Raw genomic sequence first — 22,420 nt, forward strand, 5'->3', positions numbered from 1 at the left:
GCCTAGGCCTTCCCTGCGTCGGTGATCTCGGCGAGCGCGGCCAGCAACGCGCTCGTCTCCGCGCGGGTCCCGGCGGTCACCCGAAGCGTGTTCGGGATGCCGACGTCCCTCACCAGGATGTCGCGGTCGAGGAGCTGCTGGAACGTGCCCGCGGGATCCGCGACGTCGCCGAACAGCACGAAGTTCGCGCCAGACTCCCACGGCGTGTAGCCAAGGCGGGGCAGCTCCACCAGCAGGCGGTCGCGCTGCTCGCGGATGGCGTCGACCTGCTGGAGCATGATCTCCGAGCACTCGAGCGCTGCAGTAGCGGCTGCTTGGGTGATCGCGGAGAGGTGGTACGGCAGTCGGACGAGTCGCACGGCGTCGACGACGGCCTCGTGAGCCGCGAAGTACCCGACGCGGGCGCCAGCGAAGGCGAACGCCTTGCTCATGGTCCTCGAGACCACGAGCCGCTCGCGACCAGGGAGGAGGGAGAGCGCGGTCTCCTGACCATCAGGGAGGAACTCGGCGTAGGCCTCATCGACGATCAGGATGCCATCGGTCGCGTCGTAGGCAGCTGCGATCACGTCGAGATCGGTGACGGTGCCAGTGGGGTTGTTCGGCGTGCAGATGATGGTGATGTCGGGCCGCTCTCGCCGAAGCGCCTCGGTGACAAGGTCAGCCGTCAGCGCGAAGCCGTCGGCACGTGGCACCGGGATCCATTTGGAGCCCACGCCCCTGGCGAGAAGCGGGTACATGGAATAGCTCGGCGTGAAGCTGAGCACGCTGCGCCCGGGGCCACCGAAGACCTGCAGCAGCTGCTGCATGATCTCGTTCGAGCCATTGGCTGCCCACACCTGCTCGGGACCGATACCCCGGCCCAGATAGACGCTCAGCTGCTCGCGCAGCGCCGTGAACTCGCGGTCCGGGTAGCGATTGAGCCCCGGAAGCTCCCGGGCGATCGCCTCGATGATTCGCCTGGCCACAACCTCGGGCACCGGATGTGGATTCTCGTTGACGTTGATGGCAACGCGCACTGGCTGCTGCGGTGCTCCGTAAGGGGTGAGTCCGCGGAGGTCATCACGGATGGGCAGGTCTTCGAACGAGGTCACCGCACAAGCCTACGACGCGGTCTGCGGCTCGGATGGGTTGTGGCCTCAGTCGAGTGGAAGCGCGAGGCGCTGCCCGGCCTGAACCGTGCCGTTCTCGAGGGCGTTGAGCTTGGAGATCTCAACGATGACATCGCGGATATCGGAATCGCCCGCGACTTCCTCGGCGATGCCCCAAAGCGTGTCGCCAGCACCGACGGTGACGTACTCGAATTCGACGTCTGCGGCGTCGCTCGAGGCCGCCGCGGAGTTCATGTGCGTGGCCCCAAGGGCGATGGCTGCGGCGACGGGCAGCGCGGCGATGGCGAGCAGGACACGACGGCCTCGGACGGTGAGGCGGAGTGGTGCAACGGCAGTGGTGTTCATGATTCCTCCTGATTCGTCCACATCTTCGAGTGGTCGAATGTATGTACTGAATATAGCTACGAACAAAGTGCCAAGTCAAGGCTTACAGTTCGAATCTCTCGAACTTTCATCCACAACACTCGAAGAAATGTTTCGTACCTGCGTGCACTCTCGGTAGGGTTGGCGCTATCAGGCAGTGCATCACCTGCCACCGACATTCCGTGTCGGAGAGCGGACGGAGACGACATGGCCAAGAAGCCAGCGAGCGACATCTACAGAAAACTGACCGAGAAGCAGGAGCGCATCCTGACCTGCATCATGGAGTCGGTGCGCACGCGCGGGTACCCGCCGAGCATGCGAGAGATCGGCGACGAAGTCGGCCTCGTCTCCCTGTCGAGCGTCACCCACCAGCTCGGCCAGCTTGAGAAGTTCGGCTACATCAAGCGCAATCCGGGCATGCCCCGCGCCCTCGAGGTGCTGGTGCACTTCGACCACACCGACGATGGCGATTCCAACGAGACGCCGGAGGCCGCGTTCGTCCCGGTGGTCGGCAGGATCGCAGCCGGCATCCCGATCACGGCGGAGCAGCAGGTCGAAGACGTCTTCGCGCTCCCCCGTCAGATCGTCGGCAAGGGAGAGCTCTTCCTTCTCCGTGTCGTTGGCGAGTCGATGATCGACGCCGCCATCTGCGACGGCGACTGGGTCGTCGTGCGGTCGCAGCGCACTGCCGAGAACGGCGACATCGTCGCCGCGATGCTCGACGGAGAAGCCACGGTCAAGACCTTCCGCAAGCGCGACGGCCACATCTGGCTGCTCCCCCGCAACAGCGACTTCGAGCCGATCCTCGGCGACGAGTCCGAGATCCTCGGCAAGGTCGTCGCTGTCCTTCGCTCCATCTGAGGACGGCGGGCAGCCCCGACGCAGGTACACACGTCAGCAGATACAGAAGAGCGGCGAGCCCTATGGGCTCGCCGCTCTTCTGTATCTGTGTCCCTCAGGAGGCTGAAGGGTGTGTGTCAGCCAGCGACCGCGAACGCCTCGAACAGTCCGAGCTGGTCGGGGTGGACCCGGGCCTTGAGCCGCGTGCCGCTCTCCACATGCTCGAGCTCGAGCACGGCGCCTCGTTCGTGCAGGTACGAGACGAGATCGCCGCGCTCGAAGGGAACGAGAACGTCGATGGTCACCTCGGGAGTGGGCAGGAGCTCGGCGATGCGCCCGAGCAGCAGGTCGATGCCCTCACCCGTGTGCGCGGAGACGAAGATGCCGTCGGAGGCGAGCCCCTGGAGCTCGAGGCGTCGATCGCTGTCGACCAGGTCGGCCTTCGTGAAGACCACGATCTCGGGAACATCGTGGGCTTCGACTTCGCCGATGACGTCTCGCACCGTGGCAAGCTGCGCGGCGGGATCCGGGTGCGAGGCGTCGACGGCATGCACGATGACATCGGCTGCCTGCAGCTCCTCGAGCGTCGAGCGGAAGGCTTCGACCAGCTGGTGGGGCAGGTTGCGCACGAAGCCCACCGTGTCGGCGATCGTGTAGGGACGGCCGTCCTCGGTCGCTGCCTTGCGCACCGTCGCGTCGAGGGTGGCGAAGAGGACGTTCTCGACCAGGACGCCCGCATGCGTGATGCGATTGAGGAGGCTCGACTTGCCCGCGTTCGTGTACCCCACGATCGCGACCGCCGGAACCTGGTTGCGCTGTCGGGTCGCGCGCTTGACGTCACGCGAATCCTTCATGTCGGCGATCTGGTGGCGAAGCTTGGCCATCTTCGTGCGGATGCGCCGACGGTCGAGCTCGATCTTGGTCTCTCCAGGGCCTCTTGACCCCATGCCGGCGCCGCCAGAGCCGACCTGACCACCGGCCTGCCGAGACATCGACTCACCCCAGCCGCGGAGACGCGGGAGCATGTACTCCATCTGCGCCAGCTCAACCTGCGCCTTGCCCTCGCGGCTCTTGGCGTGCTGGGAGAAGATGTCGAGGATCACCGCGGTGCGGTCGATGACCTTCACCTTGATCTCGTCTTCGAGCGCGCGACGCTGGCTGGGCGCGAGCTCGGTGTCGGCGACCACCGTGTCGGCTTCGAGCGCCGCGACGATCTCCTTGAGCTCAGCGACCTTGCCTCGGCCGAGGTACGTGGCGGGGTCGGGGTTCGGTCGACGCTGCAGCACGCCGTCGAGGACGACGGCTCCCGCGGTCTCTGCGAGTGCGGCCAGCTCCTGCATCGAGTTCTCGGCCTCCTCGAGGGAGTTCCTGCGGTAGACGCCCACGAGCACGACACGCTCGAGGCGCACCTTGCGGTACTCGACCTCGGTGACGTCCTCGAGTTCCGTTCGCAGGCTCTCGACTCGTCGCAGCGACTGCCTGGCTTCGCGTTCGAGCTGGTCGCCGTCGGCCTCGCCGTCGTAGCTCGTGCTGGCGCCGTCCTGCAGCGCCTGCGCTCTACCGGAGGAGAACAGGGTCATCGTGGCGCCCGGTTCCTTCGCGGCTCGGAGGATTCGGTCGATCGCGTCGTTGCTTTCGCCTGGAGGAGTCTCAGAATCTCGCATATTCGTACTATTCTACGCCGGTGCTAGCGTCTAGGGGTGACCGCTCAGCATTACTTCTCAGCAACCCCTGACGGGCCTCTGGAACGGCGACGCGTCGTCGCCAACCTCCGGGGCCGAACGGTGACTGTCATCACGGCAGGCGGCACCTTCAGCCCTGAGCACGTGGACCGCGGCACCCAGGCCCTCCTGCACGCAGCGCCCCCGCCTCCCTCGACCGGAACGGCCCTGGACCTCGGGTGCGGCTGGGGACCGATCGCCCTCGCCCTCGCACTCGAGTCGCCCGAATTGGACGTGCGGGCCGTCGACGTCAACGAACGGGCGCTACTGCTCACCGGTGAGAATGCGCAGGCGCTCGGACTCGAGAACATCACGCCGACGCGCCCCGAGGATGTCCCCGAGGACACGACCTTCGACCTCATCTGGTCGAACCCGCCCATCCGAATCGGCAAGGACGCCCTGCACGAGCTGCTCTCCGTGTGGCTGCCGCGCCTCAGCGCCGAAGGAGAGGCGTGGCTCGTCGTCGCCAAAAAGCTCGGCGGCGACTCGCTGCAGTCCTGGATCGCGGCGCAGTTCGGGCCCGAGCTGTTCGTCGAGCGGCACTCGACGGACGCGGGTTTCAGAGTGCTGCGGGTGAGGCGAGTTCGCTAGCGAGCTCGTCCTCGACGCTGCCCGTGAAGGCGATCTCGGCCGGCCCCGACAGGAAGACGTGCTCGACGCCCTCGAGCGTTGCGACCGTCACCTGCAGCACGCCACCCGGCACACCGACCGACCAGGCATCCGGCGCGCCAGCGCCAGCCCAGTAGCGAACCGCCAGTGCTGATGCGACGGCCCCGGTGCCGCAGGAGAGGGTCTCGCCGACGCCCCGCTCGTGCACGCGCATCCGGATGTGCCCGACGCCGTCCTGCACCAGCTGGTCGTGGGGCACGACGAACTCGACGTTGGCTCCCAGCTCAGGGGCTGGATCGATGAGCGGTGCGTGGAAGAGCTCGAGCCGGTCGAGTTCCTCCTCGCTCGAGAGCGCGACGACGACGTGCGGGTTGCCGACGTCGATCCCGAGACCCGGGCGTGAGACGCCGATGTGCGGGACGGTGACGAGCGGCTCGCCACCTTCGAGGCGCCATGGCCCCATGTCGACCTTGAAGCCCGTGCCGTCTCGCTCGACGACCCGCAGACCGGCACGCGTGCCGATCTCCAGGCGCTCACCCGCCTCAAGGGTCACCAGCCCGGCTTCCGTGAGGAAGCGCGCGAACGCGCGCACCCCGTTGCCGCACATCTCTGCGATCGATCCGTCGCCGTTGCGGTAGTCCATGAACCACTCGGCCAGAGGGTGGGCTGCCTGCAGTTCGCGGCCTTCCGCGAGATTCCGCGAGCGGACCGCCCGGATGAGGCCGTCTGCGCCGACACCGAAATTGCGATCGCACAGCCGCGCCACGCGCTGAGGCCCGAGGTCCAGCTCGCCGTCCGGGTCGGAGACGAGGACGAAGTCGTTGCCGGTGGCCTGCGCCTTGGTGAACGCGAGTTGTGTCATGGGTCCAATGCTACGGAACTCTCGATCCCCGCGTGCGCCGTGACGCCCGATCAGAGTCCGGCAGCCTGGAGGATGCGCTGCGCTGCAAACCCCTCACCGCTCTGGGCGCGGACCGCGCTCTCGTAGCGTCGGAACCAGGAGACCTGGCGCCTGGCGTACTTCCGCGTCAGGAGCTGCGCCTCCGCGATCGCGTCGGCACGGCTCATCTCACCCCGGAGCTCCGCGAGTGCCTGCTGGTACCCGATCGCGCGTTTGGCGGTGCCGCCATGTTCCAGCCCGGCCTCGGCAAGTGCTTGCGTCTCCTCCAGCAGCCCCGACTCCCACATGCGCTCGACGCGGGCGTCGAGCCTGGGGGTGAGCACCTCCCGGTGCTCTTCGACGACGGCGAACGTCACGTCCCGCCACCTGGCTTCCTGGTCCGGCAGCTGAGCACTGAACGGCTCCCCCGTGACCTCGATCACCTCGAGCGCCCGCACCAGGCGCCGTCCGTTGCGCGCGTCGATGGTGGCCGCGGCCTGGGGGTCGAGCGCACGGAGCCGCGCGAAGAGCGGACCGGGACCTTCGAGCTGCAGCTCCGCCTCGAGTTCGGCTCGCACGGCAGGGTCGGTCCCTGGAAAGCGGAGGTCGAAGCACACGGCCGCGACGTAGAGCCCAGAGCCCCCGACGAGGATGGGCACATCTCCCTCGGCCTCGATCTCCTCGATCAGCCCTCGAGCCCGCTCTTGATACCAGGCGACACTCGCGTCTTCCGTGACATCGAGCACGTCGAGCAGGTGATGCGGCACCCCCTCACGGTCTTCTGGGGCGAGCTTGGCGGTTCCGACGTCCATGCCCCGATAGAGCTGCATGGCGTCGGCGTTGATGACCTGAGCTCCGCGCCCTGACGCGCGCAGGCGAGCGGCGATGTCCAGCGACAGCTGCGATTTCCCCGTGCCGGTCGCTCCCCCGATGGCGATGAACACGCTCAGGCGCGCCGGATCGTCGGGAGTCCGAGCGAGACGCGAGGGGCTGCCCCAGCCGGCGCGGGGACTGCGCAGCTCTCGGCAAGCGAGCGGTCCCAGGCGTCCCCCGCCCTCGTGCGACGGACGTCGAGGCGGCTCGACGTGGCATCTGCGACGAGGTGGAACGACGCCGCTCCCGTGATCTCGGTGGTGACGACATCACCGGGTCGTGGACGTTCTGAGCCGTCCGGGAGGGAGAAGTGCACGAGACGGTTGTCCTCCGAGCGTCCCGACATGCGGTGCGTCTCGTCGTCCTTCTTGCCTTCTGCTGCGCTGACCAGGATGCGCTGGACGCTGCCGATCAGCTTCTCGTTCTCTTCCCGGCTGATGCGGTCCTGCAGCTTCATGAGTCGCTCGTAGCGCTCCTGCACGACGGCCTTCGGCACCTGCTCGGGCATCGTCGCGGCCGGTGTTCCTGGCCGGATCGAGTACTGGAAGGTGAAGGCGCTCGCGAACCTGGACGCCTCGACGACTCGCATCGTCTCGGCGAAGTCCTCCTCGGTCTCGCCGGGGAAGCCGACGATGATGTCCGTCGTTATCGCTGCGTGAGGCATCTGCTCGCGGACGCTGTCGAGGATGCCGAGGAACTTGGCGCTCCGATAGGAGCGCCTCATGGCCTTCAAGATGCGGTCGGAGCCCGATTGCAACGGCATGTGCAGCTGGGGCATCACGTTGGGCGTCTCGGCCATGGCGTCGATGACGTCCTGCGTGAATGCCGCCGGGTGCGGGCTGGTGAAGCGCACACGCTCGAGCCCATCGATGTTGCCAGCGGCGCGGAGGAGCTTGCTGAACGCCTGCCGGTCGCCGAATTCGACTCCGTACGAGTTGACGTTCTGCCCGAGGAGGGTGACTTCGACGGCGCCGTCGTCGACGAGCGCCTGGATCTCGTTCAGGACGTCGCCTGGCCTGCGGTCCTTCTCCTTGCCCCGGAGAGATGGGACGATGCAGAACGTGCAGGTGTTGTTGCAGCCGACGGAGATCGAGACCCACCCTGAGTAGGTCGAGTCACGCTTCGTGGGAAGTGTGGAGGGGAACACGTCGAGGGATTCGAGGATCTCGAGCTGTGCTTCCTCGTTGTGCCGGGCTCGCTCGAGGAGGCTCGGGAGCGCACCCATGTTGTGCGTGCCGAACACGACGTCGACCCATGGGGCCTTCTCGAGGATCGTCCCGCGGTCCTTCTGCGCGAGACATCCGCCGACGGCGATCTGCATGCCCTCGTGCTCGCGCTTGATCGCGGCGAGCTGGCCGAGGTTGCCGTAGAGGCGGTTGTCGGCGTTCTCTCGAACTGCACAGGTGTTGATCACGACGATGTCCGGGTCGGCGCCGTCGGCTTCGACGTAGCCTGCCGCACGGAGGGATCCGGACATGCGCTCGGAGTCGTGAACGTTCATCTGGCAGCCCAGTGTGCGCACCTCGTAGCTCCTCGGAGTACCGTCTGGCTTGAGTGCTGCCGGGGATGACGCGATGGATGTGGCTGTCTCGCTCATGATCCGTCAATTCTACGTTCGCTTCACGCCTGGCCATTCCCACCGCTACGCTGGCGGGATGCGAGCCATGACCTCAGATGACGGCGTCACGCCGGCGACTTCTCTTGCTCTTCAGCGAGGTCTGCTGCAGACCGATGCCGGCCCCGTGGAGGCTCATGGTGCGCGGGTCGCTGCGATCTCGGCCCCGAGCGGGGCTCTGTACGTAGGTCCCGCTGGCGGCGAGAACGGTGTCGATGGCCTGGTCCTCCGGACGAGCGGAGGCCCGCTGGCTGCGACGACGACGGTGGTGTCGGATGCGTCTGGGGCCTCCCGAGTGGAGGCACTCACGATCTCGACGAACGACGAGCCCGAGCGCTGGCGCGATGCTCCTCGCGAGGAGGCGTACTGGCATTCGCTGCCTGGAGAGCTACAGGGCGAGGTTCCGGTGGTCGAGCCCCGTCACGGTCTGCTGATCGTGTGCGACGCGGGGCTGCGCGACCAGTACCGGCAGAGCGACTTCGCGTGGGATCGCTGGGTCGACGAGGTTGTGGCCCCAGCCGCGGCCGCGAGCTCGGAAGCGGCGGTTGCTGTGGCGTTCGCTGGTCGGAGTGAGGTGCTCCTGGCGCTGTCGTCCGTCTCGTTTCCGTCGGGTGCCGCGGTTTTCGCCGGGTTCGATGCTGGCCTGCAGATCGCTGCAGTGCATCTTGCGCCGGTTGCCGAGCACGAGCAGGAGGCGGCGATCGTTCTGGTGCGGCGAGCGCGCGCCTCGTTGCGTGACGGAGACCCGGCAGGGGCGACGGCTCAAGCTATGGCGGCGATCTCTGCGCTCGAGGCGGAACGTGATCTGCGTGCCGCTGGCCGAGTCGGGTTTGTGCTCGCGGAAGCGCATGACCGTGCCGGCGCCCCGGCTGCCGCCCGCCGAGCCCTCGAGGAGGCGCTTGTCCGCCTCGAGGTGACGCGCGACGCCGAGGGCCAGCGAGTGGCGCTGGCGCTACTCGACGGGCGCGGCGCCGAAGAACACGCCGGCTGAACCGCTCGAAGACCTGCCTGCCCTCGGTCCGCCCTGCACGACGTCGCGTGCCGCGTTGAAGGCGACACCAGCGGAATAGCCACGTCGAGACAGGAAACCGGCGATGCGCCGGATCGCGACGTCGGGCTCCAGGCCCTTGACACGTCGAAGCCGGTCGGCGGCGAGGTCGCGAGCCCGTTCGAGCTCGTCGTCACGGTCGACCTCGGCGAGCGCGTCCGCCATGGCCTCGGCCGAGATGAAGCGCTCTCGGAGCGCACGCTCGACTCCCTGGATGCCGGAGTGCTTCTTGTCTCGCGCCTTGTGGACAAGCAGCTCGGCCAGCCGCAGGTCGTCGAGGTAGCCGAGTTCCGTGCACCGTTCGATGACCTGCTCGATCTCGTCGTCGTCGAGGCGAAGGGACTCTTCGAACTCGGCCGCTTCTTCGGTGCCGTCCTCCGGAGCATGCGCGCCCTTGGGATCTTCACCACGCCAAGCCCGGAGGAGGCGTCGCGCCTCCTCCGTGGACCTGTCGCTGCGGGCAAGGGCCCGCACGAGCGTCTCCTGCGCCTCCGCGGTGAGCCGCTCTCGAGCTTCCGAGTCCATCCCAGCGGGCACGACGGCCGTGAAAGCCTGTGTATCGCCTTGCCCGCCAGGGATGGAAACGAGTCTTGGAGCGCTCTCCGCTGCGGCGTGCACGCCCGACGCCGGGAGCTCCGGCGCCGAAGATCGTGCTTCAGCCGGAGCTTCAGCGGCATCGGGAGCATGTTTGCGCCCCTCCGGTGACGCCCCGAAGAGAGGCGTCACCGGGGCGAGGTCGTCAGTCATGCGCCGCGCCGCTGAGCGACCTTCGCGTCGGCAACGGGCGCGAGTGGTGCCTCGACTGCCTCAGCAGGAGCGTCGGCGGGCTGCCCGACGCCGAGCTTCGCCAGGATCTTGCGCTCGATCTCTTCGGCGATCTCCGGGTGCTGGATGAGGAAGTTGCGAGCGTTCTCCTTGCCCTGGCCGAGCTGGTCACCCTCGTAGGTGTACCAAGCACCGGACTTGCGCACCAGGCCGTGCTCGACACCGAAGTCGATGAGTGAGCCCTCGCGAGAGATTCCGACGCCGTAGAGGATGTCGAACTCTGCCTGCTTGAAGGGCGGCGCCATCTTGTTCTTGACGACCTTGACTCGCGTGCGGTTTCCGACGGCTTCCGTGCCGTCCTTGAGGGTCTCGATACGACGGATGTCGAGGCGGACCGAGGCGTAGAACTTCAGCGCCTTGCCACCGGCCGTCGTCTCGGGGCTGCCGAAGAAGACACCGATCTTCTCACGCAGCTGGTTGATGAAGATGGCTGTGGTCTTGGTCTGGCTGAGGCCACCCGTCAGCTTGCGGAGTGCCTGGGACATGAGGCGTGCCTGCAGGCCGACGTGGCTGTCGCCCATCTCGCCCTCGATCTCGGCCTTCGGCACGAGTGCCGCGACGGAGTCGATGACAACCAGGTCGACCGAGCCCGAGCGGATCAGCATGTCGGTGATCTCGAGCGCCTGCTCTCCGGTGTCCGGCTGAGCGACGAGGAGGGCGTCGATGTCGACGCCGAGCTTCTTCGCGTACTCGGGGTCGAGGGCGTGCTCGGCGTCGATGAATGCCGCGATGCCGCCTGCTCGCTGCGCGTTCGCGATGGCGTGCAGCGTGAGGGTCGTCTTACCCGAGGACTCGGGACCGTAGATCTCGACGATGCGTCCGCGAGGGAGTCCCCCGATGCCGAGGGCGACGTCGAGCGCGACGGAACCGGTCGGAATGGTCTCGACGGGTGCGCGCTCGTCGCTTCCGAGGCGCATGACCGACCCCTTGCCGAACTGGCGGTCGATCTGAGCGAGTGCGGCGTCAAGCGCCTTTTCGCGGTCTGCTGGGTTTGGCATGGTGGTGATCCTCTCGGGATGTGGCGGTCGCCTCTCGGCTGTCGCGCGCTGATGGAGAGCGCTGACGACAAGGCGGATCGGGTTCCTTGGCTACTCGAATTTCACGGTAGAGGCGACCACCGACATTCGGTGATCGAGACCCTGCAACTGTGGACAAGTCTCCGAGGAGTCCGACAGGAACACCCTACGCGCTTAGAACACGACTTCGAACATTCCGCAGGCGTGTCGGATCCGAGAAGGAGCTGCCTGGGCCGAAGATCAACCTCGACGGTCAGGATCAATCGTGCCGACTCCGTGCCGCCTGCCCTCGGGAACACCGGTGTCGATGCAGAGCGCAAGCCAGATCGCACGCGGCTCGACGCCATCATCGAGGGCCTGCTTCGCAGTGCGATCGCCGAGAGCCCCCAACACGAGGTCTCGCATCAGCGAACGCCCGTAGGCTTCGCCGAACTCATCGACCACGGCCCTGTCGAACTCGCTCTTGCGCATCCCCTCAGCCTACGCCGACGGCGTCGCAGCAGATGCTGCGACGCCGTCGGACGTACCTTCGAAGCCGTCTCGCTAACGAGTGACGAGCGGCTTGCGCATTCCGAGCAGCAGGTCGTCCGGAACCGTGTCCGGGATGCTCGTCTCGAAGCGCTCATGGACGGCCAGACGGTCGCCCACCTCGCGGTAGATGGTTGAGAGGGGGGTCTCGAGGGCTTCCGCCACTGAAGCGAGGATCTCGCTCGAGGCTTCCTTCTGCCCGCGCTCGACCTCACTCAGGTACCCGAGTGCAACCGAGGCGCGACCCGCGACCTGCCGGAGCGTGTGCCCCTTGCGCAGGCGCACATCGCGCAGGACTTCACCGATCTCTTGACGCGCTAGGACCATAGCGGGGTCCTCCTTACTGCCGTGTGCCAAGAACTGTAACTTACGAGACTTCGTGGAGACTTCGTCACGCTGAGAACAACCAAGCAAACCTCGATGGTATTCCTGAAAGAAAGCCGAATGTTGAGGCGATGCGACTCAACCTTCGCGTGGCTTCGATCACGATACCTCGTCAGTGTTCCACGAGCATTTCGAGCACGTTGTGAACAGCAGCCTCGACCGTCGCCCCACGCACGCGCTGCCGACTACCCTCGGGGTCGTCGAGTCGAACGAGCGAGGAGAAATCGAGGTCGATCACCCGATCGCCGAAGAGCGAGGAGATGCCCACGAAGACGATGCCGGGCGCCCGCCCGGCCTGCGACTGCGGACCAGCGACCCCCGTCGTCGACAGCCCGATGTCGAGGCGATCGGCGCGACCCGCTGCGAGCGCTGTTCGAGCGCCGAGCGCCATAGCCGCAGCGACGTCAGGATCAACCGGGCCCCGCTCCGCGAGCAGGTCCTCGTCGACGCCGAGCAGCGAATGCTTGAGCTCGGTGCGATACGCGACGATTCCGCCCGCCAGCGACGCCGAGATCCCAGGGATCTTCACGAGCTCGGCGACGAGCGCCCCGCCGGTGAGGGACTCGGCGACGCCGATGCTGAGGCCGGCCTCGAGGAGGACACGCCCCAGCTCAACCGTCTGCGGGAGTGCTGGTGTGATTCCGCCGGTCATCGCAGGGTGCTCCCGTCATCGGCCCGCAACTCGGGCGCCTTCTTCTTCTGGGGCCGGTAGGCCTCCCACAGGTAGTCGAGACCAGACCACACGGTGAGGATGAACGCCGCGGACATGAGGATCCCGTTGACCCAGTGCACCCAGTCCCCGAACACGACCCAGAGCGGGAGCAGGGCGAGCGAGATGGCGATGGCCTGGACCAGGGTCTTGAGCTTCCCTCCGCGTCCCGCCGGGAGGACGCGCTTCTTGGCGACGGCGAGACGCCAGAAGGTGATGCCGAGCTCGCGCACGAGGATGATGATCGTCACCCACCACGGGAGCTCTCCGAGCACCGACAGCATGACAAGTGCCGTGCCGGTGAGCGCCTTGTCTGCGATGGGGTCGAGCAGCTTGCCAAGATCCGTGATGAGGTTCCTGCTGCGCGCGATGTGACCGTCGAGGCTGTCGGTGGCGATCGCGACGATGAAGAGCACCGCGGCCGCCCAACGCCAGGGGCCATCGCTCGATTCGTCGAGGAGGAGGAACCAGACGAAGACCGGCACGAGCAGGATGCGCGCGATGGTGATGAGGTTCGGCACGCACCAGTTGCTCACCGGTCCATCGCCCCCGCGGAGTATTCGGCCGGTCATCGTTGTGCCTCTCGCTAGTCGCGCCCTGTCAGACTCCAGGCGTCGTCGTCGCCGCTCTCGGCGTCGACTTCTTCCAGCCCATCGTATTGGGCCGCGACGGCGTCGAACGACGCAGCCATGCCATCCTGCTCGGCCATCGACGCCGAACTCGCTGCCGGAGCGCCTGCCGCCGGGTCCTGCCCGCGGATGCGCGCGAGCACACCGGGGAGCTCCTCGGCGGTGACGAGAACATCTCGAGCCTTTGAACCCTCGGAAGGACCGACGATCTCGCGCGATTCCATGAGGTCCATGAGCCTGCCGGCCTTCGCGAATCCAACGCGCAGCTTGCGCTGCAGCATCGAGGTCGAGCCGAACTGCGAGTTCACGACCAGTTCGGCTGCCGCGAGCAGGAGCTCGAGATCGTCGCCGATGTCGGCATCGATCTCCTTCTTCTCCACGACCTGCGCGACGTCGGCTCGATACTCGGGCTGCGCCTGGCGCTTGACGTGCGCCACGATCTCCATGATCTCTTTGTCGTTGACCCAGGCACCCTGCACGCGGGCGGCCTTGTTGGCTCCCGACGGAAGGAACAGGGCGTCGCCCTGGCCGATGAGCGACTCCGCGCCGACCTGGTCGAGGATGACGCGCGAGTCGGTGGAGCTGGTCACCGCGAACGCGAGACGGCTCGGCACGTTCGCCTTGATGAGACCCGTGACGACATCGACGCTGGGGCGCTGCGTCGCGAGTACGAGGTGGATTCCGGCGGCACGCGCGAGCTGGGTGATGCGGACGATCGAGTCCTCGACGTCGCGCGGGGCGACCATCATCAGCTCGGCGAGCTCGTCGACCACCACGAGCAGGTAGGGGTACGGCTTGAGCTTCCGCTTCGAGCCCTCGGGGAGCACGATGCCGCCCGAGCGGATAGCCGCGTTGAAGTCGTCGACGTGGCGGTAGCCGAAGCTCTCGAGGTCGTCGTAGCGCATCTCCATCTCCTTCACGACCCACTGCAGCGCTTCCGCCGCCTTCTTGGGGTTCGTGATGATGGGGGTGATGAGGTGCGGGACGCCGCTATACGGCGTGAGCTCGACGCGCTTCGGGTCGACGAGGACCATTCGCACTTCTGCCGGCGTCGCGCGCATCAGCAGCGACACGATCATGGAGTTGACGAAGCTCGACTTTCCAGCCCCGGTGGCACCCGCCACGAGGAGGTGCGGCATCTTGGCGAGGTTCGCGAGCACGAAGCCGCCCTCGACGTCCTTGCCGACGCCGATCGTCATGGGGTGGCGCGCTGCGATCGACTCCGGGGACTGCAGGACGTCTCCGAGCGAGACCACCTCGCGGTCGGAGTTCGGGATCTCCACTCCGATGGCGCTCTTTCCGGGAATCGGCGACAGGATGCGCACCTGATTGCTCTTGACCGCGTAGGCGATGTTGTTGGAGAGCTGCGTGACGCGCTCGACCTTGACGCCGGGGGCCACCTCGACCTCGTAGCGCGTGACGGTCGGACCGCGCGAGAAGCCGGTGACCTTCGCATCGACCTTGAACTGCGCGAACGTCGAGTTGAGCGCCTCGACGATGAGGTCGTTGGCCTCGGTGCGCGCGAGTGCCGGCGCACCGCGCGAGAGCATCGACTGCACCGGGAGGCTGTACGCCTGGCCCGGGGCACCCGCGTCGCGGGAATCCCACTGCTCGGCGCCATCCTCAGCCGAGGCCGAAGGCTCTGGCGTCGCGGCTGCCGGCGCCGCCGTGGCGGGCGACGCAGGCGCGGGCGGCCCGAAGAGGTCGGCAAACTCGTCCGGGTCGGTCGGCGTCGAGTCGTCCTGGATACCCGTGGCCGAGAAGAGCGTGGGCTCGGCGACGTCGATGACATCGGTGGCGTCATCCATCCGCACTCCGGAGAGGACCGCAGTCGGCTGCGGTCCGGTGACCGCGTTGTCCGGGTCTTCGGAGGTGAGACCACGCAGGACGGTCGTCGTCGCCTCCGGGTCGATGCGGTGGTGCTCGTGCTTCTTCGTGTCGGCGACGGCGGTGTCGTACGGCTGCTCCTCGTAGTCGACGTCCTCTTCGCGGCCGGAGTCGTTGCGTCGCCACCACGGGAGGCGGTCCGACTCGGCCGAGCGAGCGCGGTCCTCCCCGCCGAGCAGGCTCTCGTCATCGCCGGACGCCGCCTTGCCGGCCTTCGCCGAGCGGGCGTGGGCTGCGGACTCCTCGTCGATGCCGAACATCCAGGCCCACAGCTCGCGAAGCCTGACGACGACCTTGTGTGGCGGTGTCTTCGTGATGATGAAGACGGAGAGCAGGACGAGGAGACCTGCGACGATGGCCGCGCCGATCGGCGTGATGACAACACCGAGGGTGCCGCCGAGGAGCCAGCCGAAGACTCCGCCGCCCAGTGCGAGCGCCGGCATGCCGTTGACGGGGTCAGGGCTGTCCGCGAGCACGTGGCAGATCGCGGAGCTCGAGACGAGCCCGAGGAAGAGGCCGACGCCGATGCGCCCGTTGTCGCTCACGGAGGACGGATGCCGGAAGAGCCAGAGCGCGAAGAACGCGAGCACGACGGGCAGCGCGTAGGAGACGCGGCCGAAGAGCCCGCCGAAGGTGAAGTCGTTCAGGGCCGTGGCGACGCCGTTCCCGGGGAAGAACCAGACGACCACACCGCCGATGACCGCGAGCAGGAAGAGCAGGAACGGGAATCCGTCGCGCCGCTGGTCCTTCTCGAGCGTCTCGGGCCCGAGCGCCCGAGCGGTCTGGCCGGCGACGTTCGCGGCGGCCATCCAGGCGCGGGTCGCGATGCCCGGCTTCTCGGTCTCCGCCGGCGCCTTCGCGGCTGCCGCGCTCGCCCGCTTCTTGGGCGCGGGGGTTCGCTTGGTGTTGGACGGAGTTGTGGCCATGGTGCCCAAGGTACCTTCGGCCACCGACAGGATCGAGGATGACGCCCCGAGAGCCGCCGAGATCGGCGACTCTCGGGGCGTGAGGTCAGGCCTCGATGACCACCGGGATGATCATCGGGTGACGGCGGTGCTTCGTGTTGACCCAGCGGCCGATCGTGCGTCGCACGACCTGCGAGAGCTGGTAGGAGTTCGAGTTGCCCGCCTCGACGGCCTCCTTGAGCGCCTTCTGGATGCCCGGGATGATGTCGTCGAAGACAGCCTCATCCGGTGCGAACCCGCGTGCATGGATCTCCGGACCGACGAGGATGTTGCCGGTGGCCGCCTCGACGACGGTGAAGATGGAGATGAACCCCTCTTCAGCGAGGATGCGGCGGTCCTTGAGATCCGCGTCGGTGATCGTGCCGACCGTGGATCCGTCGACGTAGATGAAGCCGATGTCGAGCTGCGCGACCTGGCGTGCGACACCGTCCCGCATGTCGATGACGGCGCCGTTCTCGACGACGAGCACGTTCTCATCCGCGATGCCGGACTTCTTCGCGATCTCGGCGTTTGCGACGAGGTGTCGGATCTCGCCGTGCACGGGCAGGACCTGACGCGGCTGCAGGATGTTGTAGCAGTAGAGCAGCTCGCCTGCCGCGGCGTGACCGGACACGTGCACGTTCGCGTTCGCCTTGTGCACCACGTTCGCGCCGAGCTTGATGAGCGCGTTGATGACGCGGAACACCGAGTTCTCATTGCCGGGGATGAGGCTCGAGGCGAGGATGACGGTGTCGTCCTCCCCCACCTCGATGGCGTGCGTCTTGGACGCGATGCGGCTGAGGACGGCCATGGGCTCGCCCTGCGACCCCGTCGACATGAAGACGATCTGGTCGTCGGGCAGCTTGAGCGCCTTCTTGTGGTCGATGAGCACGCCCTGCGGCACGTTGAGGTAGCCGAGCTCGGATGCGATGCCCATGTTGCGCACCATGGAGCGGCCCATGAGCGCGACGCGGCGACCGTTGGCCGCCGCGGCGTCGATGACCTGCTGCACGCGGTGGACGTGGCTCGAGAAGCTCGCGACGACGACCTTGCCCTTGGTCCGCGAGATGACGTCCTCGATGACCGGGCCGATGTTGCGCTCAGTCGGCGTGAAGCCCGGGACCTCGGCGTTGGTGGAGTCGGCCATGAAGAGGTCGATACCCTCCTCGCCGAGGCGAGCGAAGGCGCGAAGATCCGTGAGGCGACCGTCGAGCGGCAGCTGGTCCATCTTGAAGTCGCCCGTGTGGAGCACCGTACCGGCGTCCGTCGTGATGTGCACGGCGAGCGCATCCGGGATGGAGTGGTTGACGGCCACGAACTCGAGCGTGAACGGCCCCATCTCCTCGATCTGCCCTTCGGCGACCGTGAGCGTGTATGGCTTGATGCGGTGCTCCTTGAGCTTCGCTTCGACGAGGGCGAGCGTCAGCGTGGAGCCGATGAGCGGGATGTCCGGCTTGAGTCGGAGGATGTACGGCACCGCTCCGATGTGGTCCTCGTGGCCGTGGGTCAGCACGATGCCGACGACGTCGTCCAGTCGAGCGCGGATCGAGTCGAAGTCGGGCAGGATCAGGTCGACGCCTGGCTGGGTCTCTTCTGGGAAGAGCACGCCGCAGTCGACGATGAGGATCTTGCCGTCGATCTCGAACGTCGCCATGTTGCGGCCGACTTCGCCCAGACCGCCGAGCGGGATGATCCGCATCGAGCCTGGTGCGAGCTTGGGAAGGTGTTCGGTCTTTGTCATATGAGCCTTTGGGAAGTCAGCGTTGCCGCTGGTGAGGTGAGGGTCGAATCAGCGGGTTGTGCCTGGGATGCGCGGGAGCGCACCACCCGCGGCCGCGTTGCGGTCAGGCCGGAAGTTCGTGAAGCTCGCGCCTTCGACGTCGCGAACCAGGTCCAGCTCGTCCTCGATGAGGGCGGCTTCCCACTCCTCCGGGCCGACGAGCGGCAACCGGACGCGGGGGGACTGGATGCGGCCGAGGCCGTGCAGGATGTACTTGGTCGCCACGGTGCCCGGAACGTGGGTCATGGTGGCCCGCACGAGCGGCTCGAGGCGCTGGTGCGCATCTGTCGCCGTGCGGAGGTCGCCCGCGTTGACCGCGTCGACCATCATGCGGTAGGGCTGCGACGCGATGTTCGCGGTCACGCCGATGAGGCCCGTCGCGCCGATCGAGAGCAGCGGGAGCGTGTTGGCGTCGTCTCCCGAGAAGTAGAGCAGCTCGGTCTGGTTGAGAACGCGGGACACCTGCGCGAGGTCGCCCTTCGCGTCCTTGACCGCGATGATGTTCGGGTGCTTGGCGAGGCGCAGGATCGTCTCGTAGGTGATCGGGATGCCCGTGCGGCCCGGGATGTCATAGAGGATGAGCGGCAGGTCGGTCGCGTCCGCGATCATGCGGAAGTGCGTGAGCACGCCAGCCTGCGTCGGCTTGTTGTAGTACGGGGTGACGGCCATGACGCCGTCGGCGCCGGCATCCGCTGACTGCTTCGCGAGCTGGATGGCGTGCGCCGTCTCGTTTGACGGTCCACCTGTGATGATCTTCGCGCGCCCGGCCGAGACCTCTTTGCCCACGACGACGAGCTTGAGCTTCTCGGCGTCGGTGAGCGTCGACGTCTCACCGGTCGTGCCGGTGACGACGATGCCGTCAGCGCCGGCCGAGATGACGTCGTCGATGTGCTTCTCGACGCCCGCCCAATCGACTTCGCCGTCGTGCGTCATCGGAGTCACGAGTGCAACGAGCACCTGGCCGAAAGGGTTGTCCTGTTCCATCACGTCTCTCAGGCTACTTCCACTAGGTAAAGACTGGGTCTTGTTGTCGAGCTTGCTATTTCTTCTTCTCCACGTCGCCGCTCAGCGCCGCGATGAAGGCTTCCTGCGGCACTTCCACGCGTCCGACCATCTTCATGCGCTTCTTGCCGGCCTTCTGCTTCTCCAGCAGCTTGCGCTTGCGGGAGATATCGCCGCCGTAGCACTTCGCGAGCACGTCCTTGCGGATGGCGCGGATCGTCTCGCGGGCGATGATGCGGGCGCCGATGGCGGCCTGGATGGGCACCTCGAACTGCTGGCGCGGGATGAGCTTCCGAAGGCGCTCGGTCATCAGCAGCCCGTAGGCGTAGGCCTTGTCCTTGTGGATGACGGCGCTGAACGCGTCGACGCGCTCGCCCTGCAGCAGGATGTCGACCTTCACGAGGTCGGCGACCTGGTCTCCCATGGGCTCGTAGTCGAGGGACGCGTACCCCTGCGTCCGGCTCTTCAGCTGGTCGAAGAAATCGAACACGATCTCGCCGAGCGGCATCGAGTAGCGCAGCTCGACGCGCTCCTCGCTCAGGTAGTCCATGCTGATGAGCGCTCCGCGCTTGCCTTCGCACAGCTCCATGATCTTGCCGACGTAGTCCTTCGGGGCGAGGATCGCGGCGCGCATCATCGGCTCGCGAACCTCGAGGATCTTGCCCTCGGGGTACTCGCTGGGGTTCGTGACGGTGTGGAGCTGCTTGTCCTCCGTCTTGACCTCGTAGACGACCGATGGCGCGGTCGTGATGAGGTCGAGATCGAACTCGCGCATGAGGCGCTCGGTGACGATCTCCAGGTGGAGCAGGCCGAGGAAGCCGACGCGGAACCCGAAGCCGAGCGCCACCGACGTCTCAGGCTCGTAGTTGAGCGCAGCATCCGAGAGCTTGAGCTTGTCCAGCGCCTCGCGGAGCTCGGGGTAGTCGCCAGCGTCGATCGGGTACAGGCCGGAGAAGACCATGGGCTTCGGCTCCGTGTAGCCCGGGAGCGGGTCGTCGGATGGACGCGTGCTGCCCGTCACGGTGTCGCCCACCTTCGAGAGACGCACGTCCTTCACACCTGTGATGAGGTAGCCGACCTCACCGACGCCGAGCCCCTTGGCCACGGTGGGCTCCGGCGACGAGACGCCGATCTCGAGCATCTCGTGCGTGGAACCGGTCGACATCATCTTGATCTTGTCGCGAGCCTTGAGCTCGCCGTCGACGACGCGGACATACGTGACAACGCCGCGGTAGGCGTCGTAGACCGAGTCGAAGATCATCGCGCGAGCGGGGGCATCCGCAACACCGACCGGTGCCGGGATGCGCTCGACGACACGGTCGAGCAGCTCCCCGACCCCCATGCCGGTCTTGCCGCTCACACGCAGCACGTCGTCGGGGTCGCCGCCGATGAGGTTCGCGATCTCCGCCGCGAAGCGATCGGGGTCGGCGGCAGGCAGGTCGATCTTGTTCAGGACCGGGATGATCTCGAGGTCGTTCTCCATCGCCAGGTACAGGTTCGCGAGCGTCTGGGCCTCGATGCCCTGCGCCGCATCCACCAGCAGGATGGCTCCCTCGCACGCCGCGAGCGAGCGAGAGACCTCGTAGGAGAAGTCGACGTGGCCGGGCGTGTCGATCATGTTGAGCGCGAACGTGTCACCCTCGACGGCCCACGGCATGCGGACCGCCTGGCTCTTGATCGTGATGCCACGCTCCCGCTCGATGTCCATCCGGTCGAGGTACTGTGCACGCATGGCGCGGTCGTCGACAGAGCCCGTGAGCTGCAGCATCCTGTCGGCCAGGGTGGACTTGCCGTGGTCGATGTGAGCGATGATGCAGAAATTGCGGATCCGGGCGGGGTCGGTCTGAGCCGGCTCGAGCGGAGTGGAGGCGCGTGGTGACATGGTGTCGCCTATTCTCCCATGAGCCGCGCACCCAGCGCTCATCGCCCGGCGCTTCAGCGCGCAACCAGCGTGCGCACCGCCAGAGAACGGCCCAGGAAGGCACCACCGCATGAGTCTCATCCGCCTCAACGACGTCGAGGTCGGCTTCGGCCCCTCCCCCGTGCTCAAGGAGATCTTCCTCACCCTCGACCGAGGGGATCGAGTCGGGCTCATCGGCCAGAACGGCTCAGGGAAGTCGACGCTGCTGAAGCTCATCCTCGAGCAGGTCTCCCCCGACACGGGCACCGTCTCGATCGATGACGGCGTGCGCATCGGCTACTTCTCGCAGTTCTCCGAGCTGGACGGCTCGTCGACGATCCTCGAGACGCTGGAGACCCTGTTCTCGCATGTCCACGACATGGAGGCGGAGCTCGCCGAGATCGATGCCGCCATCGCCGCCGAGCCAGCCGCCGACACGCTCGACCGGCTCATCCTGCGCCAATCCGAGCTCTTCGAGGAGATGGACCGCGCGGACGGCTGGGACTACAAGCGCCACATCGACACCGCCCTCACGAAGCTCGGCTTCAACGAGGCCCACCGCACGAGCCCCATCGAGAAGCTCTCCGGCGGCTGGCGCAACCGCGCGGCGCTTGCCAAGCTCCTGCTCGAACAGCCCGACGTGCTGCTCCTCGACGAGCCCACCAACTTCCTCGACGTCGCCGGCGTCGAGTGGCTCGAGACCTGGTTCCGCTCGTTCCGCGGCGCCGCGATCATCGTGTCGCACGACCGCACGTTCCTGGATGCGGTGGTCACGCGCATCCTCGAGGTCGAGAACCTGCACCTGCACGAGTACCCGGGCGACTTCGGCGAGTACGTGATCCAGAAGCAGTTCCGGCTCAAGACCCTGCAGGCGCAGTTCGTCCACGAGGCCGAGCTGCTCGCCTTCGAGGCGGAGGGCATCTCCGATCGCCGCGAGGCGGCGAAGGCCGGCAGCAAGGGGCTCGGGAAGCGCCTCTCGAGCATCAAGAAGAAGCGAGCACCCCGGCCCGTCGACGAGATCGTGACCGAGATCTACGGCTCCCTGCACGTCAAGGACGTGCTCGCCCGCGTCTCGGGCCTCGGCAAGAGCTACGGCGACCGGACCCTGTTCGACGACGTGACCTTCGAGGTGCACCGCGGCGACCGCATCGCCGTCATCGGACCCAACGGCAGCGGCAAGTCGACGCTCCTGCGCGTCCTCACGGGCGAGGAGTCCGGCGACGTCGGCCGGGTCGACTGGCCGAACGGCGTGAAGGTCGTCTCGTACAACCAGGTGCTCGCCGAGCTCGACGAGTCCGACACCGTGTCGCACTCGGTGAACGCAATGCCGGACAGCATCGCGCTGCGTGCGACGAAGAAGTCCGTCGCCCGATTCCTCAGCATGTTCCGCTTCAGCGAGGCCGAGCTGAAGTCCCGCATCGGCACCCTCTCGGGTGGACAGCGGGCGCGAGTCGCGATGGCGCAGTGCCTGCTGTCGGGCGCATCCGTGCTGGTGCTCGACGAGCCGACGAACCACCTCGACCTGCCGAGCACGCAGGTCATGGAGCGCGCGCTCGTGCACTTCCCCGGCGCCGTCATCGTCGTCAGCCACGATCGTTTCTTCATCGACAAGGTCGCCACTGGGACCGTCGTGTTCGGCACGAAAACGGACGCTCCGGCCGAGCTCGAGATCACCATCGCCGATTCAGGTACCGACGTCGCCTGAAGCCTGGTAGAGTTTCTGTTTGGCTTACGCGTCGCCCACTCGGCGCGGATTGG

At 67.0% G+C, this 22,420-nt stretch carries 20 protein-coding genes; 4 read left to right on the top strand and 16 right to left on the bottom strand.

The window, feature by feature from the left end:
* Positions 1–2: 2 nt before the first annotated feature.
* Together GV007_RS00175 and GV007_RS00180 are read right to left on the bottom strand one after the other, a co-directional pair.
* A complete protein-coding gene (locus GV007_RS00175) occupies positions 3–1,091 on the bottom strand; it encodes a histidinol-phosphate transaminase (protein WP_160070496.1) in 1,089 nt (362 codons plus the stop codon).
* A gap of 45 nt (positions 1,092–1,136) precedes the next feature.
* Positions 1,137–1,454 carry a LysM peptidoglycan-binding domain-containing protein gene (locus GV007_RS00180; protein WP_160070497.1) on the bottom strand — a complete coding sequence of 106 codons (318 nt, stop codon included), beginning with the start codon at positions 1,452–1,454 and terminating at the stop codon, positions 1,137–1,139.
* Positions 1,455–1,679: 225 nt separating this feature from the next.
* Between GV007_RS00180 and lexA the strand changes: the two genes are divergently transcribed.
* Positions 1,680–2,333 carry a transcriptional repressor LexA gene (gene lexA / locus GV007_RS00185; RefSeq protein ID WP_160070498.1) on the top strand — a complete coding sequence of 218 codons (654 nt, stop codon included), beginning with the start codon at positions 1,680–1,682 and terminating at the stop codon, positions 2,331–2,333.
* Positions 2,334–2,449: 116 nt separating this feature from the next.
* On the opposite strand, the gene hflX is transcribed toward lexA, so the two are convergent.
* Complete coding sequence (gene hflX, locus GV007_RS00190; protein WP_160070499.1) at positions 2,450–3,976, bottom strand: GTPase HflX; 1,527 nt, start codon at positions 3,974–3,976, stop codon at positions 2,450–2,452.
* Between the two features lie 36 nt (positions 3,977–4,012).
* Between hflX and GV007_RS00195 the strand changes: the two genes are divergently transcribed.
* Positions 4,013–4,624, top strand: a complete 612-nt coding sequence (locus GV007_RS00195; RefSeq protein WP_160070500.1) for a class I SAM-dependent methyltransferase — start codon at positions 4,013–4,015, stop codon at positions 4,622–4,624.
* Here GV007_RS00195 and dapF read toward each other — a convergent pair.
* Genes dapF through miaB form a run of 3 tightly spaced genes read right to left on the bottom strand, consistent with a single transcriptional unit; the run spans position 4,593 to position 7,992 of the window.
* Positions 4,593–5,504, bottom strand: a complete 912-nt coding sequence (dapF, locus tag GV007_RS00200; RefSeq protein ID WP_160070501.1) for a diaminopimelate epimerase — start codon at positions 5,502–5,504, stop codon at positions 4,593–4,595. The two genes, GV007_RS00195 and dapF, sit on opposite strands and share 32 nt — an antisense overlap.
* Positions 5,505–5,554: 50 nt before the next feature.
* Entirely contained in the window at positions 5,555–6,466 is a 912-nt protein-coding gene (miaA, locus tag GV007_RS00205; protein WP_323741459.1) for a tRNA (adenosine(37)-N6)-dimethylallyltransferase MiaA, read from the bottom strand.
* 2 nt (positions 6,467–6,468) lie between these two features.
* The gene (gene miaB, locus GV007_RS00210) at positions 6,469–7,992 is read right to left on the bottom strand and encodes a tRNA (N6-isopentenyl adenosine(37)-C2)-methylthiotransferase MiaB (RefSeq protein ID WP_160070502.1); all 1,524 of its coding nucleotides are present in this window, start codon (positions 7,990–7,992) and stop codon (positions 6,469–6,471) included.
* A 67-nt stretch (positions 7,993–8,059) separates the two neighbouring features.
* Between miaB and GV007_RS00215 the strand changes: the two genes are divergently transcribed.
* A complete protein-coding gene (locus tag GV007_RS00215; protein ID WP_160070503.1) occupies positions 8,060–9,001 on the top strand; it encodes a hypothetical protein in 942 nt (313 codons plus the stop codon).
* On the opposite strand, the gene GV007_RS00220 is transcribed toward GV007_RS00215, so the two are convergent.
* The 10 genes from GV007_RS00220 to lepA form a co-directional block, all read right to left on the bottom strand.
* Complete coding sequence (locus GV007_RS00220; protein WP_160070504.1) at positions 8,963–9,595, bottom strand: regulatory protein RecX; 633 nt, start codon at positions 9,593–9,595, stop codon at positions 8,963–8,965. The genes GV007_RS00215 and GV007_RS00220 overlap by 39 nt on opposite strands.
* Before the next feature lie 206 nt (positions 9,596–9,801).
* Positions 9,802–10,881 (bottom strand): recombinase RecA, encoded by a 1,080-nt coding sequence (recA, locus tag GV007_RS00225; RefSeq protein WP_160070505.1) that lies wholly within the window; start codon positions 10,879–10,881, stop codon positions 9,802–9,804.
* A 258-nt stretch (positions 10,882–11,139) separates the two neighbouring features.
* Positions 11,140–11,370, bottom strand: coding sequence for a DUF3046 domain-containing protein (locus tag GV007_RS00230; protein ID WP_104240868.1), 231 nt, complete (start codon positions 11,368–11,370; stop codon positions 11,140–11,142).
* 72 nt (positions 11,371–11,442) lie between these two features.
* On the bottom strand, positions 11,443–11,754 hold the full coding sequence (locus GV007_RS00235) for a helix-turn-helix domain-containing protein (protein WP_104240867.1): 312 nt from the start codon (positions 11,752–11,754) through the stop codon (positions 11,443–11,445).
* Positions 11,755–11,923: 169 nt separating this feature from the next.
* Entirely contained in the window at positions 11,924–12,463 is a 540-nt protein-coding gene (locus GV007_RS00240; protein ID WP_160070506.1) for a CinA family protein, read from the bottom strand.
* Positions 12,460–13,092 carry a CDP-diacylglycerol--glycerol-3-phosphate 3-phosphatidyltransferase gene (gene pgsA / locus GV007_RS00245; protein ID WP_104240865.1) on the bottom strand — a complete coding sequence of 211 codons (633 nt, stop codon included), beginning with the start codon at positions 13,090–13,092 and terminating at the stop codon, positions 12,460–12,462. The genes GV007_RS00240 and pgsA overlap by 4 nt, the downstream gene beginning before the upstream one ends.
* Before the next feature lie 14 nt (positions 13,093–13,106).
* Positions 13,107–15,962, bottom strand: a complete 2,856-nt coding sequence (locus tag GV007_RS00250; RefSeq protein WP_160070507.1) for an FtsK/SpoIIIE family DNA translocase — start codon at positions 15,960–15,962, stop codon at positions 13,107–13,109.
* A gap of 85 nt (positions 15,963–16,047) precedes the next feature.
* Positions 16,048–17,721: a ribonuclease J gene (locus tag GV007_RS00255; RefSeq protein WP_160070508.1), complete on the bottom strand. Its 1,674-nt coding sequence runs from the start codon at positions 17,719–17,721 to the stop codon at positions 16,048–16,050.
* A gap of 48 nt (positions 17,722–17,769) precedes the next feature.
* The gene (gene dapA / locus GV007_RS00260) at positions 17,770–18,744 is read right to left on the bottom strand and encodes a 4-hydroxy-tetrahydrodipicolinate synthase (protein WP_104240862.1); all 975 of its coding nucleotides are present in this window, start codon (positions 18,742–18,744) and stop codon (positions 17,770–17,772) included.
* Between the two features lie 55 nt (positions 18,745–18,799).
* A complete protein-coding gene (gene lepA, locus GV007_RS00265) occupies positions 18,800–20,644 on the bottom strand; it encodes a translation elongation factor 4 (RefSeq protein ID WP_160070509.1) in 1,845 nt (614 codons plus the stop codon).
* 109 nt (positions 20,645–20,753) lie between these two features.
* Between lepA and GV007_RS00270 the strand changes: the two genes are divergently transcribed.
* Positions 20,754–22,367 (top strand): ABC-F family ATP-binding cassette domain-containing protein, encoded by a 1,614-nt coding sequence (locus GV007_RS00270; protein WP_160070510.1) that lies wholly within the window; start codon positions 20,754–20,756, stop codon positions 22,365–22,367.
* The last annotated feature ends 53 nt before the right edge of the window (positions 22,368–22,420 follow it).

The sequence above is a fragment of the Pseudoclavibacter sp. 8L genome, assembly GCF_902506465.1.
Taxonomy (GTDB): Bacteria; Actinomycetota; Actinomycetes; order Actinomycetales; family Microbacteriaceae; genus Pseudoclavibacter.